The sequence below is a fragment of the Mucilaginibacter sp. P2_A4 genome, from assembly GCF_056405015.1.
In genome coordinates this window covers 137,298-152,159 of the sequence record NZ_JBFUCX010000010.1, presented here as the reverse complement: position 1 = coordinate 152,159, position 14,862 = coordinate 137,298, and the positions used below count along the sequence as shown (strand labels likewise).

Annotated in this window: 12 protein-coding genes; all 12 read right to left on the bottom strand. The window is 40.9% G+C overall.

All coding sequences use genetic code 11. From position 1 onward, the window contains the following. Positions 1 to 5 precede the first annotated feature (5 nt). Positions 6 to 728, bottom strand: coding sequence for a cytochrome c oxidase subunit 3 (locus tag AC1DYB_RS18735; RefSeq protein WP_295717455.1), 723 nt, complete (start codon positions 726 to 728; stop codon positions 6 to 8). Positions 729 to 750: 22 nt separating this feature from the next. Then, positions 751 to 1,335, bottom strand: coding sequence for a cytochrome c oxidase subunit 3 (locus AC1DYB_RS18730; protein WP_477437071.1), 585 nt, complete (start codon positions 1,333 to 1,335; stop codon positions 751 to 753). Positions 1,336 to 1,340: 5 nt separating this feature from the next. Then, the gene (cyoE, locus tag AC1DYB_RS18725) at positions 1,341 to 2,204 is read right to left on the bottom strand and encodes a heme o synthase (protein ID WP_295717449.1); all 864 of its coding nucleotides are present in this window, start codon (positions 2,202 to 2,204) and stop codon (positions 1,341 to 1,343) included. Further along, positions 2,201 to 3,262 carry a COX15/CtaA family protein gene (locus AC1DYB_RS18720; protein ID WP_477437070.1) on the bottom strand — a complete coding sequence of 354 codons (1,062 nt, stop codon included), beginning with the start codon at positions 3,260 to 3,262 and terminating at the stop codon, positions 2,201 to 2,203. Before AC1DYB_RS18720 ends, cyoE begins: the two co-directional genes overlap by 4 nt. A 145-nt stretch (positions 3,263 to 3,407) precedes the next feature. Further along, entirely contained in the window at positions 3,408 to 5,297 is a 1,890-nt protein-coding gene (locus AC1DYB_RS18715) for a cytochrome c oxidase subunit I (protein WP_295717443.1), read from the bottom strand. Between the two features lie 19 nt (positions 5,298 to 5,316). Next, positions 5,317 to 6,504, bottom strand: a complete 1,188-nt coding sequence (locus tag AC1DYB_RS18710) for a cytochrome c oxidase subunit II (protein WP_477437069.1) — start codon at positions 6,502 to 6,504, stop codon at positions 5,317 to 5,319. A gap of 47 nt (positions 6,505 to 6,551) precedes the next feature. Continuing rightward, on the bottom strand, positions 6,552 to 7,823 hold the full coding sequence (locus AC1DYB_RS18705; RefSeq protein ID WP_295717435.1) for a quinol:cytochrome C oxidoreductase: 1,272 nt from the start codon (positions 7,821 to 7,823) through the stop codon (positions 6,552 to 6,554). A gap of 11 nt (positions 7,824 to 7,834) precedes the next feature. Next, entirely contained in the window at positions 7,835 to 8,419 is a 585-nt protein-coding gene (locus AC1DYB_RS18700) for a c-type cytochrome (RefSeq protein WP_477437068.1), read from the bottom strand. Further along, on the bottom strand, positions 8,403 to 8,939 hold the full coding sequence (locus tag AC1DYB_RS18695; RefSeq protein ID WP_295717430.1) for a DUF3341 domain-containing protein: 537 nt from the start codon (positions 8,937 to 8,939) through the stop codon (positions 8,403 to 8,405). The genes AC1DYB_RS18700 and AC1DYB_RS18695 overlap by 17 nt, the downstream gene beginning before the upstream one ends. A gap of 2 nt (positions 8,940 to 8,941) precedes the next feature. Then, on the bottom strand, positions 8,942 to 10,414 hold the full coding sequence (gene nrfD / locus AC1DYB_RS18690) for an NrfD/PsrC family molybdoenzyme membrane anchor subunit (protein WP_295717427.1): 1,473 nt from the start codon (positions 10,412 to 10,414) through the stop codon (positions 8,942 to 8,944). Positions 10,415 to 10,441: 27 nt separating this feature from the next. Beyond that, positions 10,442 to 13,498: a TAT-variant-translocated molybdopterin oxidoreductase gene (locus AC1DYB_RS18685; protein ID WP_477437067.1), complete on the bottom strand. Its 3,057-nt coding sequence runs from the start codon at positions 13,496 to 13,498 to the stop codon at positions 10,442 to 10,444. Between the two features lie 37 nt (positions 13,499 to 13,535). Further along, a complete protein-coding gene (locus tag AC1DYB_RS18680) occupies positions 13,536 to 14,819 on the bottom strand; it encodes a c-type cytochrome (RefSeq protein WP_477437066.1) in 1,284 nt (427 codons plus the stop codon). Between the last annotated feature and the right edge of the window lie 43 nt (positions 14,820 to 14,862).

The following is a 14,862-nucleotide window of genomic DNA, read 5'->3' as shown; positions in this document are numbered from 1 at the left end:
ATTTTTTAAACTAAGTAAAAGAATGTAAACACAAATACCCAAACCAGGTCTACAAAGTGCCAGTAAAGACCTACTTTTTCAACCATTAAATAGCTACCGCGTTTTTCATAGGTACCTCTTAACACGTTAACAGTGATAATAATGTTGATTATAACCCCTGTAAATACGTGAAAACCGTGGAAACCTGTTATAGTAAAGAATAAGTTAGCAAACTCCTGGGCCGTTAAATGCCTTGCAGCATCAGTACCGCCAGCGTTGAAAAATTTACCCAGCTCCTCTAAAGCAGGTGTACTTCCCCACCAGAAACCTTCATGGTGCAGGTGGCTCCACTCTAATGCCTGGCAACCCAGGAACATAAAGCCTCCGATAATGGTCGCTACCATCCACCATAAAACTTCTTTTTTAGCATTACGATGGCCTGCCTCAACAGCTAATACCATGGTAACCGAGCTCATGATCAGGATAAAGGTCATTAAACCCACGAAAACTAACGGCGCACCGCTATCTAACAAACCGGGTACCGACTGGAAAACTTTATCTGCCGCTGGCCATACGCTTGCGCTGAAACGTAATGATCCGTAAGAAATAAGCAATGATGAAAAGGTAAATGCATCCGATAGGAGAAAGAACCACATCATAATTTTCCCGTACTCAACATTGAAGGGAGATCTCCCTCCTGACCACGGAGTTGTTTTTACTTCATCAATTTGTGATACTGTTGTACTCATTTGTACTTAAAATAATGGTGTGTTAATTTTGGTTCAAAAGTAAAAAAACATACAGATAAATCCATATAATTCCGAGAAAATGCCAAAAAATAGAAGTCATTTCCATTTTAAACATGTTTCTTACCTGCGGAATGTTTCTGTATGTGCCCCAAAGGGTATTTAGTAACAGCAATATAGCTGCAATAATGTGTATTAAATGTGTACCTGTAAACGCGTAGATAAATGAACGCGATGCATTAGGATCGGTAAAATAGATGCTCATTTTGTAAGTTAACACATACCAGGCGTAGATCTGTATGCCAAAAAAAGCCAAACCCAACACCAATGTTAACCACAAATACAATTTCTGTTCGCCAAACCTTAAGCCTTTAGCTGCCCTGCTGGCCAATAATAATGTACCACTGCTTAATATAATAGCAGCAGTGCTGTACATAAATGCGCTGGGCATAATTACATTGAGGCCATGCCCTTTACCCCCGCTATAAACAATAAACCCACTGGTTAAAGCCGCAAAAAACATAAATGATGTGAATATAAAGATCCACATATTGAATTTTTTGGGAGCCAGATCAAGCCTATCGTTGTTTTTTTGAATCGAAGCCATCATTACTTTCACTTTCCTATAAAATCAAACAAAAACATTAACTGCACTATGGGCAGATACATAAAAGAACCGAACATCAATTTACGGGCCGATTCTATCTGCTGCGTGCGTAACAAGCCATACGCCTGGTACAAAAATACTAAGCTGCATATCAACGATACACCTGCCACCCAATAACCACCATGATGATAAAAATAGGGTAATAAGCTAACTGGCAACAATATCAATGTAAATATAAACGTAATTATCGCACTTCCTAAATCACGGTTACCGGTAGGTAACAGTCTGAAACCAGCAAGCTTGTAATCATCATCCAAGACCCATGCAATTGCCCAAAAATGTGGAAACTGCCATATAAACTGAATTGCGAACAATATGAGCGCTATTTCATCAATGCGGCCATGCTGCTGTGCAGCAACGTAACCAATAAGCGGTGGCAACGCACCTGGTATAGCTCCTACAAATACCGCTATAGGCGATTTACGTTTAAGCGGCGTATATGCAAAGGCATATAGCAATATCGAAAATACCGATAACAGTCCCGTTAACAGGTTAAGGCTGCCTAACAGGTAAGTACCAGCCATGCCCATACCCAAACTCATAACCAGGGCTTGCCCCGTTGTCATTTTTCCTGACGGAATTGGGCGGTCCATGGTGCGTTTCATTAACTTATCCAGGTCCTTTTCAATAATCTCGTTAAAGCCATTGGCCGCTGACGTTACCAGGAATCCCCCTACAATCAGTTTCACCCAGTTTATCCAGTCGATATGACCATTTGCCCTGCTACCTATCAAAAATGATATAGAGGCCGAAAACACCACCAAAAAGGTGAGCCTTAATTTGATCAGTTTTGAAAAATCACTCCACTTCATTTGCTTACTCCCCTAACATTAACCGACTGATGCAAATTCAACAGCAAATAAAACTGTGCTCCAAATATTAAACTTGCCAATAAAATATGCGCTGCCTGTGCAACCGGCGGCAGTGCCGAATATGATAATAATATACCTGTAACTATTTGCAGCATGATCATCAAAAAGTTGAAGCTCATTAACTGCTGGTGGATAGAATGCCGGTTAAAACGCTTGCGTATTAACGCATATAACACAATATTTACAATAAACACCAAAATGGCCATGTCCCGGTGATGTGCAAAGATCTCGCCTGCGTTAACAACCCACTTGTTGCGATAACCACCCTGAAAGTGAGTTGCCACTGCGTCAATTTTTTCTCTTACCTCGGTACCAAAAGTAATTTGCAGAATGCTTAATAATAAGGTCACCACTGTAATAACATAGATAAGCGGGCTGGTATTCAATTTGCTGTTACCGTAAACCTTTGCCAAATGATAGGTATAGATACACAACGCTAATATGGCCAGCGCAAGCAACATGTGCACGGTAACTATCCATGCCACCAAATTGGTTGACACTACTATAGAACCTAACCATCCCTGGAAACCCACCAGTATAAGGTTTAGTATACTTAGTATGGTGATCTTTTTATCTTTACCCCAATAGCTGAAACCATATATAGCAGAAAGCAGCAGAAAAATGCCCGATATAGCTCCTATTAAGCGATTGACATATTCTGTCCAGGTTCTGCCTGCGTTAAATTCTTCCGGGATCAGGATTGACCTATCTTCACGAATACGCCTGGCCAGCTCGCTATAACCAAATACATCAAGTGTTTTGGCGAAGCGTTGGTTTTTGGCCAAACGCTGATCGACATATTTTTGCTTATAATCTTTAGGCAGATCATTGCTGCTTACTGGTGGGATATATCTGCCGAAGCATTTAGGCCAGTCCGGGCATCCCATTCCAGAACCTGAACTGCGCACAACACCACCGGCAAGTATCAAAACAAAAAGAAGAACGATTGTTATGAGGTTGATTTTTTGAAATCGTTTATTAGATGCGGTTGTGCTCATTTAAATATTTCTAACAATTTAGGGTACCCTTTTCAAATTTGAACATTTGAGAATTTGAGGATCTGAAAATATTAATTTTCAAACTGCCTTATTTTCAAATCTTCAAATTAAAGAGGTACCCTAAAAGATCAGATCAGTATTAAGATTATTTAACTTTTTCTTCGGCCTTCAACGTACTTGTATATTTGTTCAGCTCCTCTAACCCAGCTGGGTTATCTTCAAAATCATGAGGAAGATTTGAGCTCATGGTTTGAGAAAAAGGAACAGTTTGAGGGATAAAATCCTCTTCAGCGCCTGGCTTGCTATAGTCATATGGCCAACGGTAAACAGTTGGAATTTCACCTGGCCAGTTGCCGTGAATATGCTCAACTGGTGCAGTCCACTCCAGGGTGTTTGATTCCCATGGATTCTGTGTACTTTTCTTACCGGCAAATATCGATACGATAAAGTTATATATGAAAGCCACTTGTGCTAAAGCTGCCATAATAGCTGCCCAGGTGATAAATGTATTAATGGTTAACCATTTTTGCATAGAAGCAAACTCGGTAAATGCATAGTAACGACGAGGTACGCCATCCAGACCCATAAAGTGCATCGGGAAGAATACAAGGTAAGCACCGATGAAAGTTAACCAGAAGTGCAGGTAACCTAACTTTTCGTCCATCAGTTTACCAAACATTTTAGGGAACCAATGGTAAACACCGGCAAGCATACCAAATATAGCTGCTGAACCCATTACTAAGTGGAAGTGGGCAACAACAAAATAAGTATCGTGCAGGTTAATGTCAAGCGCGGCATTACCAAGGAAGATCCCGGTTAAACCACCAGATATAAAGAATGACACCATACCTATAGCGAACAACATCGCAGGTGTAAACCTGATGTTACCGCGCCATAAAGTTGCCAGCCAGTTAAACGTTTTTACCGCTGATGGAACCGCGATGATCAATGTAGTGATCATGAACACGCCACCCAGGAACGGATTCATACCCGTTACAAACATATGGTGACCCCATACAATGAACGATAATACTGTAATACCTATCAGTGAGTAAACCATCGCGTGGTAACCAAAAATTGGTTTACGTGAGTTTACAGACATAACTTCAGATGAGATACCCATTGCAGGCATAATTACGATATATACCTCAGGGTGACCAAGGAACCAGAATAAATGCTGGAACAGGATAGGGCTACCACCTTCGTAAGGCTGCTGAACACCATTTAAAACGATATCAGACAGGTAGAAGCTGGTACCAAAGCTACGGTCAAATATCAACAACACAACACCTGCAACTAATACAGGGAAAGCAAGGATACCTAATATAGCGGTAAGGAATAAAGCCCAGATAGTTAAAGGCATTTTCCAAAGGTCCATCCCTTTTGTACGCATGTTTAATACAGTACTCACGTAGTTGATACCACCCATTAATGATGAAGCAACAAACATTACCATACTGATAAGCCACAAGGTCATCCCCTCACCAGATCCCGGCATAGCTTTTGGCAATGCTGATAGCGGCGGATAAATTGTCCAGCCACCACTTGCAGGGCCTTTTTGAACAAAGAATGAAGATAACATAACCACACTGGCCAAAAAGAAGAACCAGTACGATAGCATGTTCATGAACGGCGAAGCCATATCACGTGCACCTATTTGCAATGGGATTAATAAGTTGGCAAAAGTACCGCTCAAACCGGCGGTTAATACAAAGAATACCATGATGGTACCATGAATGGTAACCAATGAAAGGTAAAACTCCGTGCTGATACGTCCGTTTGGCGCAAAGTGACCAAGTAATGTAGTCAACAAAGGGAATGTTTTATCAGGATAAGCAAGCTGGATCCTGAAAAGTATTGATAATATCATTGCGATAACCGCCATAGTAATACCTGTGATCAGGAATTGCTTGGCGATCATTTTATGATCCATGCTAAATATGTATTTAGACACGAAAGTTTCGTTATGGTGATGTTCGTGACCGTGTTCGTCGTGATGTGCTACTCCGTGATCGTGAACTGCTAATGTTGACATATCGCTCTTTTATCTTATATTAATTATTTAACGCTAACCTATTTTGAGACACTGTTTGTTGCGGTTCCGCAGCAGCGAAATGCAATTCCTTCCTTAAACCATCGGTTAAGTAAGGTTTTTGGTGTGATAACCATGTCTGGTATTCGGCTTCAGTAACTACACGCACAACTTTTTGCATGTTATAGTGTCCGCCACCGCATATTTTGTTACAGTACACTAAGTACTCAAATTTAGGGTCGTCTAATCGGGTGCGCATTTGCGCGGTTGTAATAGTTGGGGTAAATTTAAAGAAGGTAGGTAATCCTGGTACTGCGTTAAGCTGAACCCTAAAGTGTGGCATATAAACACTATGGATAACATCCTGTGCCTGTATGTTCAATCTTACAGCCCTGTTAACCGGCAGGTACATAGTATCGGCAGATAAATCATCAAAGCTGCTTTTCTTTTTAAAATCAACACCCAGTTTGTTTGCTGCTGTAGTTAATTTAAAATCTTTAGGGCCTAATTTACCATCTTTACCCGGGTAACGTAGCTCCCATGCAAACTGATGACCAGTGATATCAACGTTTATTGCTGCAACTTCTCCTTTAGCATCTGTGTTATCCATAATAGATTGCCAGGTGAAAAAGCCAAATACAACCAATATAGTTAATACAATAGCCGGCACAATAGTCCATATCTTTTCGATAGTATTATTGTGAGGTAAAAAATGCGCTCTGCGTTTTTCAGAGTGACGGTATTTGAATAAAAATCCGAATAATAATATCTGTGTTAAGAAAAACACAATCATGGTTAAAATAGTAGTGACGGTAAACATCTCATCAATTTTAACACCATGAATAGACGCCGCCTCTGGCAATGTCATGCTACCCTGAACTGTAAATGACCAGTAGGCTCCGTATAAACCTGCAAGCAGGAATACAAGGCATATAAAGCCCATTACATTATTCCACCTAAGGCCTTTTTTGCCTTGAATTTTAAGGGTCAGATCGTAGATCTTTAAAATTTTACCTACTACAGCTACACCAACACATATCAGCAAGAATAAAAGCACATAGTAAGAAACACCTGTCCAATCAACTTGTGGGGCATCTTCGGTAGTACCGGCAGCGGGTGTTTGCGCATTCACCAGGTTAGTGCCCATAAGCATAAACGCAGCGAAAAACGATAGTAAGGATTTAGAATTTATTAATTTTTTGAATGCCATTTTAATGTTTGTTTGGTATTCTGTACTTGATGCAAAAATAACAATTATTATATGTGATGATGTAGACTCTCCTGAAGGAAAGGGTGCTTTTTAGGAATTATCGACTTGAACTTGCTTAAAGCATTCAAAGTAGTGAAGATAAATAACCCTACAAAGCCTACAAAAATACCAATTTCAAGCACTGATATCTCTGTGTACCAATGTGATGTTGCACGTACAGTACCCGGCATAATCATCATAAAATAATCAAGCCAGTGACCAACAATTAAAATACCACAGGTAATTGCAAGGATATTTGTTTTACGTTTTGAATCGCGGGACATGATCACCAATAAAGGCGCTAAAAAGTTAATCACGATATTTAACCAGAACCAAGGTTTAAACTCAGGCTCCCATCTGCGTACAAAATAAACTGTTTCTTCAGGTATGTTGGCGTAATAGATCAACAGGAACTGTGCAAACCATACATATGTCCAGAAGATAGAGAAGCCAAACATTAACTGACCCAGGTTGTGCAGGTGATCCTGTGAGATCCATTGCATATACCCTTGAGTTCTTAACCAAATAATAGTTAAGGTGATTATGGCTAAACAGCTAACCCACATGGCAGCAAAATTGTACCAGCCAAACATGGTAGAAAACCAGTGTGCTTCTAATGACATGATAGCGTCAAAAGCGAATATTGGGGTAGTGAAACCAAATATTACCAGGAAAAGGCATGATATAGTAAAGCTTTTACGGTAATAAAACATACCTCCCAATTCATCTTCACCTTCTGAGTATTTAACAAGCAACCAGCCAAAAATAGCATAGCTTCCCATAAATACAATCAGGCGGGTAATAAAGAACGGCCTGTTTAAGAATACAGATTTACCAGTGATAATAGGATCAAAATGAGGGTTACCTGGTGTTGTAACGCCTGCTAACGCCCATAATTTATAAAGGTAAGGAGCTACTACTTCTTCACCGCCTGGTTCCAAAGTTGTTTTATGGGTAAAATATAACCCACATAAAATTATTACTAAAAGTAGTGTAGCCGCAAATGGTAGTGTTTTAGCAAATGCCTGTGGTACACGAATTAGTGACGCCGACCAACCCGCCTGGGCCACATACTGCAATGCGCAGAAAAATACACCGGCCATGCAAACGCAGGCAAAGTAGTAACCCATCAGCAATAAATTTGCAAATGTACGTTCACCAGCTCCGGTTAAAAACCCGGCAAGTATGGTTATAACCCCAACTGCTATGGCAGCAAGGCTATATGTTTTTACCTTGCCGGTAAATTCAAATTGCTCGTCAAAACTATTGTGAGTGCTCATTCAATTTTATTCTATAAAGTTTGTAAATGGTGAACATACATGATCACTTTCCAGCGTTCTTCAGGGTTTAGCTGCGAAGCGTAAGAACCCATAGCATTTACACCGTAAGTAATGGTATGATAAATTTTACCGTCTGTTAAATCTTTCATGGCACCACCACGTGATGATTGTCCTTTTGAATAAGATGGCGGCGGCGGATATCCGTGCTGAACCACCAAACCATCACCTTGCCCGTCTAAACCATGGCATGGTGAGCAAAAATGCTCAAACAAAAGTTTGCCATCTTTATAATTAGCCTGTGTTTGCGCTAAAACTGTTTTAACCTCAACACTTGCCAGTTCATAACCGTCTTTAGTGTTTGGATAGTCAAATTTTATAAAGCCTACAGGTATCGTTCCAGCTGGTGGTAACTGCGCTGTTTTACCGTCTTTAAAGTTAGGGTTCTTTTGATCCGGATCGTAAGCGGTGTGCTCATACATGTTAGGTGCATACTCCCAACCCGTACTTCTTTTATCTTTGCACGATGTTACAACTATCGAAGCAGCGATAATGATAACTATTGTTCCTAATATTCTAAATTTATTCATAGCTAACATATTTTCTGTCGTTATGCTTAACTTCTACAGCTCCTGCTTCTTTTAATAAATTGGTGATATCCGCATGTGGTGTATTACCCTTTGCATCGATGGCAATAATAAACTTGTCATTGGTGGCACGCAGATCCATTACCCTTGGCGCACGGCCCGGGAAAAGGTGCGTAGCAAAAAAGAAAGTAAAAGTCATACCAAAAGCGGTCCATAACACAGTCCACTCAAAGGTTACCGGTACAAAGTCAGGTATGGCAAAAGCATTCTTTCCACCTATGTTGATAGGCCAATCATGAACCAGCATATAGTAAACCATGCTGAACATGATGGTTCCGCCTAAACAGCCAAACATGAAAGCCGCATAACCCAAACGTGAATCCTTGATACCTAACTTAGCATCAATACCGTGAATTGGACAAGGTGAATAAACGTCATAAATAGGTACGCTATTCTTTTGTAATTTATCGATCCCGTGCATCAGCTCATCGGGATCATCGAAAATGCCTAATATATATTTGGTGCTACTCATTTTTATACTTTTTCGTATGAAGACTGTTCAACACTATCAAACTTGCCTAATGAACCAATGTAAAACTCAGCCTCGGCAGGTTCAACATGACCATTTTCAAGTATTTTCCTCTTAGCTTGCTCGCTTGAGCTCTTAAGTATCAGTTTTACTTCGGCCATAGCCACAGAAGGCAGCACCCTTATAAATAAAAGGAACATGGTAAAGAATAAACCTATTGATCCAATAAAGATACTTACATCAACCCAGGTTGGATAAAACATTGCCCAGCTTGAAGGGATATAATCACGGTGCAATGAGGTTACGATAATTACGAAACGCTCAAACCACATACCGATGTTTACAACGATTGAAAGTGTCCATGCCAATGGAATATTGGTACGGATTTTTTTGAACCAGAACAACTGTGGCGTAATTACGTTACAGGTCATCATGCTCCAGTATGCCCACCAGTATGGTCCGGATATACGGTTCATGAAAGCGTACTGCTCATACTCGGCCTGTGAGTAAAACGCGATGAAAAGCTCAGTTAAATAAGCCACACCTACGATAGAACCAGTTAAAAGGATAATTTTATTCATCGATTCGATGTGGAACATGGTAATGTAGTTTTCTAAACCTAATACCTTACGTGCAACTAACAATAGCGTTTGCACCATGGCAAAACCAGAGAAGATAGCTCCCGCAACGAAGTATGGAGGGAAGATGGTGGTGTGCCATCCTGGTTCCAATGATGTTGCAAAGTCCATTGATACAATGGTGTGTACAGATAGTACCAGTGGTGTTGAGATACCCGCCAGGATTAATGACACGGTCTCGAAACGTTGCCAGGTTTTTACTGAACCTGTCCATCCGAATGACAATACGGAATAGATGCGGCGGCGAAGACCTGTTGCACGGTCACGGATGGTAGCGATATCAGGCAATAAACCTGTGTACCAGAATACCAATGAAACCGAAAAGTAAGTTGATATCGCGAATACGTCCCAGATAAGCGGTGAGTTCCAGTTAACCCACAATGAGCCGTATTGATTTGGTAAAGGCAATGAGTAAACTGCCATCCATGGGCGCCCCATGTGAGCACCGATATAGGTAGCAGCGCAAATTACCGCGAAGATGGTCATGGCCTCGGCCGAGCGGTTGATGGAGTTACGCCAGTTTTGACGGAACAACAGCAATACTGCCGAGATAAGCGTACCAGCGTGACCAATACCTACCCACCATACGAAACCGGTAATGTCCCAGGCCCATCCAACTGTTTTATTTAGTCCCCAGGCTCCGATTCCAAACCAAAATGTATAACTGATGGCTACAACCCAAAGCGTGGCGCCTAATGATGCTACTGTAAAACCGATCCACCATGCTTTACCCGGCATGTTCTCTACAGGGCGTAACACATCGTCAGTAATCTGACCGTATGTGATGTTTGTACCCGTAATTAACGGTTCCCTTATTATTGATTCACTATGAGATGCCATATATTTTAATCTCTGTATATAAAAATTTTAAGCCTCTAATTCTGATAAATTCCTAACCTTAACCTGGTAACCGATACCTGGTTGTACATTCAGTTCTTCAAGTACGTAGTAAGTTCTTTCGCTCTGTAATGCTTTGTAAACTTCAGAGTTTTTATCGTTCCTGTTACCAAATACAATAGCGTTTGCTGAACATGTTTGCTGACAGGCAACCTTGATCTCACCATCCTTAAGCGGACGTTTTTCCATCTTGGCTTTTAACTTACCAGCCTGGATACGTTGAACGCACATAGAGCATTTTTCCATTACCCCACGGAAACGTGTAGTAACATCAGGGTTTAATACCAGTTGTGTATGTTCGTTGTTCAGGTAATTATCAAAACGAGAATCGTTCCAGTAGTTAAACCAGTTAAAGCGGCGTACTTTGTATGGGCAGTTATTTGCACAATAACGTGTACCGATACAACGGTTGTAAGCCATCTGGTTTAAACCTTCTGATGAGTGAACGGTTGCTAATACCGGGCAAACTGTTTCGCAAGGAGCGTGATCACAGTGCTGGCAAAGCATTGGCTGGTGAACTACCGATACATTATCAAAGTTAGTTAGCTTAGCAATTTCCTTTTCTTTGGTTACTGCTTCTTCGCTGTTACCGTGATCGTTAAAGCTGTAGTAACGGTCAATACGAATCCAGTGCATTTCACGACGACGTTTAACCTCGTCCTTACCTACAACAGGAATGTTGTTTTCAGCGCTACAAGCTACCACACAGGCACCGCAACCGGTACAAGCGTTAAGGTCAATGGCCATAACCCAGTCATAAACAGGGCGGTCATGATCATCCCAAAGGCTTGTTTTGTTGTAGTCTTTATGTTCGCCCTCATTACCGCTACCGGCAGCAGGGTTCTTCTTGTATGCTGTAAAAGAAGCTTCGCGGATAACGCTCCTACCCTCATATGAGTGGTGAGTTTGTGTTTGCGCAAGCGGCGATATGATACCTGTTTTACCGAATTTGGTAATAACAGCAGTTGTTTGCAATGTTCCGTTGCGGAAGCTGTAGAAAGGGAATGCGTTTTTACCCACATTATTACCTACCGGACCAGCACTCACACGACCATAACCAACAGCAACAGATATTGTGCCTTGTGCCTGACCTGGCTGAGCCAATACAGGTACTTCAACGCTATAACCATTTGCTTCAATTTTGATCACATCACCTTCTTCGTAACCAAGCTTCTTGATGTCAGATAATGACATGGCAGCAAAGTTATCCCAGGTAACTTTAGATACCGGATCTGGCAACTCCTGTAACCAAGGGTTGTTGGCACGTTTACCATCGCCCATTGCTACAGACTGATAAACCTGTAATTCAAAGTTATCACCAGATACAAGGCTGGCGCTATGATCTAATATAGTTTGTGCTACAGCATTAAGCTCGTGACCAAAAGTATAAGTACCTGCCGTAAGCGGAGCAGTTTTGATCATACCTTTCTGCAACAATTCTTCCCATCCTTTTTGACCAGATAGACCACCTTTTGCTAATAAGCCTTTATCCCAGGTATTACGTACATAAGTGTAGTAATCTTTAACAGGGCTTTCGCTCCATACCAGTAAGCTTTGTTCTGCCTGGCGGGTGTTATAAACCGGGTTAATGGTTGGCTGCACTACAGTATAATAACCTTCTACTGCATTGGCATCGCCCCATGACTCTAAATAATGATGATTTGGAGCTATTACATTTGATAGTAAAGCGGTTTCATCATCATGATCTGAGAATGATATTTTTAAACGTACTTTTTTAAGTGCGTCAGTAAAGTCTTTTGCTTTAAAGTAATCGTAAGCAGGGTTAGCGTTAAGGAATAATACCGCGCCAACTTCGCCACGTGTTAATTCATTTACAAATGCAACAAAATCCTGATCGTTACCGGCATATTGTTTTGACGGATTATCCAAATCAATAGTACTGCCATAGCTACCCAATAATGAGTTAATGGCATTTACTAAAGTTTGTGTAGCTACATCATTTGAACCTGCAACTACCAATGCTTTACCTTTTGCAGCAACTAATTCTTTAGCGGCAAGGGTGATGGCATTATCAATTGCTTTATTGCTCAGTTTTTTTGAACCGGCTAAGCTTGTACCTGCTACAGCATTGTATAAGCTTAATAAAGCAACACCTTCTTCAGATGGTTTAATAGGATAGCGGTTATCGGCATTTGTACCGGTTAAGCTCATTCCTGCCTCAAACTGAATGTGGCGTGACATTTTTTTGCTTTCAAGCGATTTGCTGTTACGGTTTGAAACGTACTGGCGGGTAAATTCTTCTGGCGAGATCCATGAACCAAGGAAATCAGCGCCGAAGCTTACAATCACTTCTGCTTTATCAAAATTGTAATGTGGTAATACGGCTTTACCAAAGCTGTTTTGATTAGCCTGGATAATACCTGTATATGATACCGCATCGTAATTGATATGTTTAGCGGTTGGATATTTTGCAACAAAATCAGCAATAACCGCTAAAGTAGATGGGCTGTGGATAGTTGAAGTAACTATACGGATACCTTTACCACCTGCTGCAATAGCGGCAAGCTCTCTTAAAACAAAAGCATCAACTTCTGGCCAGGCGGCATCGCTGCCGTCAATTTTAGGATCTTTTGTACGGTTTACATCATACAGGTCTAATACCGAAGCCTGTGCTTGTGCACTTAAACCACCTTTTGCAAATACATCATTTGGGTTACCTTCAACTTTAATAGGGCGACCTTCACGTGTTTTTACCAAAATAGCCTGTCCTTCGTAAGTCGAAGAATAATAGTTAGCTACACCAGGTGTAACTTCCTCAGGTTTTATAAGGTAAGGAATTGATTTATGTACAGGCACTTTTTGACAAGCGGCCAGTGTAACAGCACCAACACCAAAGCCAAGCGCCTTTAAAAAGTCGCGGCGGGGAGTTTTAGCCGATAAACCAGATCCGCTCAGCACTTCCTCAATCGGGATTGGCTCTGCAAACTCGTTTTTATTTTTCTCAACAAATTCTGGCGTTTTGTTTAGTTCTTCTAAACCTTTCCAGTATTTTTTATTGCTGTCCATTTAAGCTATATAAACTGTAATGCTAAATTCTTATTTATTAATAATGACACTTACCGCACTCGATACCACCTAAAACTGCGGCAGTAACTTTTTCACCTTTTTTAATCTTGTCATGCGCTGCAAGTATGCTGTCGTAATAAGCGTTTCCTTTACCGTTAACTTCGGTACGTTTGTGGCACTGTATACACCATTTCATGGTAAGTGGTGAGTATTGGTAAACCTCTTTCATTGTTTGAATAGGACCATGACATGTCTGGCATTTGATACCGCCCACTTTCACATGCTGTGAGTGGTTAAAGTAAGCCAAATCTGGCAGGTTGTGAATCCTCACCCATTGAATAGGCTTAGCTGCGGTGCTGTCATATTTCTGTGTTTTTGGATCGTAACCCAAAGCATCATATATTTTATGTATCTCCGGCGATTCGGTTTTAACAACCTTGTGGCAGTTCATACATACGTTTAATGATGGGATAGACGCATTTTTTGATTTGTATGCACCTGAGTGACAGTACTGGCAATCTATTTTCATAGTACCTGCGTGTAACTCATGCGAGTATTTAATTGGCTGTACCGGTTGGTAACCTGTGTGCACATTGGTGTTCCACAGTGAAACCCATCCCCAGCTGCCCATTGCTATGGTACCGCATAAAAGGATAAAGAATACCAGCTTTTTGTTTTTAAGGATCTTTTTAAGTAAAGCGTTCTTATCAACAGCAATACCGTGTTCGTCAACCGCAATTGCTTCTTCTTCAATTACAAGATCTTTGTTTTTTAGCAGCAAACGCTCTAATGTTCCAACAACCTTGTTTAAAACAAGTATTACGATAAACGCGATAACAATAACGCCAACTAAACCCCAGATTACCAGGCCACTTGGGCCTTCTTCTGCTTTCACAGCACCAGCGTTGTTAGCCGGGTTGTTTTTTGCATCCTGGATGGTTTTCCAATCGGCACGTATGTAAGTAATAACGTTACTTACGTCGGCATCAGAAAGATCCGTAAAGGTGGTCATCGCTTTTTGCTCAAACTTGTTGAAGATGGCAAGCGCTTTTGGGTTTTTGGCGGCAATTAAAGCCTGATTGTTTTGAATCCACTTGATAAGATATTTATCATCTGTTTCTTCGGTAAGCTGCGGGCCAAGCGCAGGACCGGTCATTATCTGATCGATCTTGTGACATGCAGTACATTTGGATTTAAAAATGGTTTCGCCTTTAGCAGCGTCAGTTTGTGCGTAAGCAGCAGAAAGACCTAAAAAAGCAAACCCAACAATCAGTAAAACCGACCTTGAGAATTGTTTAAAAATGAATGAGAAACTTCTCATAGAGTGTATTTATGCTAAATAATTTTTATATTAATGTTTTATT

Excerpts from the sequence above, each read along its gene's own strand:
- AC1DYB_RS18680 (WP_477437066.1), bottom strand. The coding sequence starts at position 14,819 with ATGAGAAGTTTCTCATTCATTTTTAAACAATTCTCAAGGTCGGTTTTA.
- AC1DYB_RS18710 (WP_477437069.1), bottom strand. The coding sequence starts at position 6,504 with ATGGCATTCAAAAAATTAATAAATTCTAAATCCTTACTATCGTTTTTC.
- AC1DYB_RS18685 (WP_477437067.1), bottom strand. The coding sequence starts at position 13,498 with ATGGACAGCAATAAAAAATACTGGAAAGGTTTAGAAGAACTAAACAAA.
- cyoE (WP_295717449.1), bottom strand. The coding sequence starts at position 2,204 with ATGAAGTGGAGTGATTTTTCAAAACTGATCAAATTAAGGCTCACCTTT.
- AC1DYB_RS18720 (WP_477437070.1), bottom strand. The coding sequence starts at position 3,262 with ATGAGCACAACCGCATCTAATAAACGATTTCAAAAAATCAACCTCATA.
- AC1DYB_RS18705 (WP_295717435.1), bottom strand. The coding sequence starts at position 7,823 with ATGAGCACTCACAATAGTTTTGACGAGCAATTTGAATTTACCGGCAAG.
- nrfD (WP_295717427.1), bottom strand. The coding sequence starts at position 10,414 with ATGGCATCTCATAGTGAATCAATAATAAGGGAACCGTTAATTACGGGT.
- AC1DYB_RS18730 (WP_477437071.1), bottom strand. The coding sequence starts at position 1,335 with ATGATGGCTTCGATTCAAAAAAACAACGATAGGCTTGATCTGGCTCCC.
- AC1DYB_RS18715 (WP_295717443.1), bottom strand. The coding sequence starts at position 5,297 with ATGTCAACATTAGCAGTTCACGATCACGGAGTAGCACATCACGACGAA.
- AC1DYB_RS18700 (WP_477437068.1), bottom strand. The coding sequence starts at position 8,419 with ATGTTAGCTATGAATAAATTTAGAATATTAGGAACAATAGTTATCATT.
- AC1DYB_RS18735 (WP_295717455.1), bottom strand. The coding sequence starts at position 728 with ATGAGTACAACAGTATCACAAATTGATGAAGTAAAAACAACTCCGTGG.
- AC1DYB_RS18695 (WP_295717430.1), bottom strand. The coding sequence starts at position 8,939 with ATGAGTAGCACCAAATATATATTAGGCATTTTCGATGATCCCGATGAG.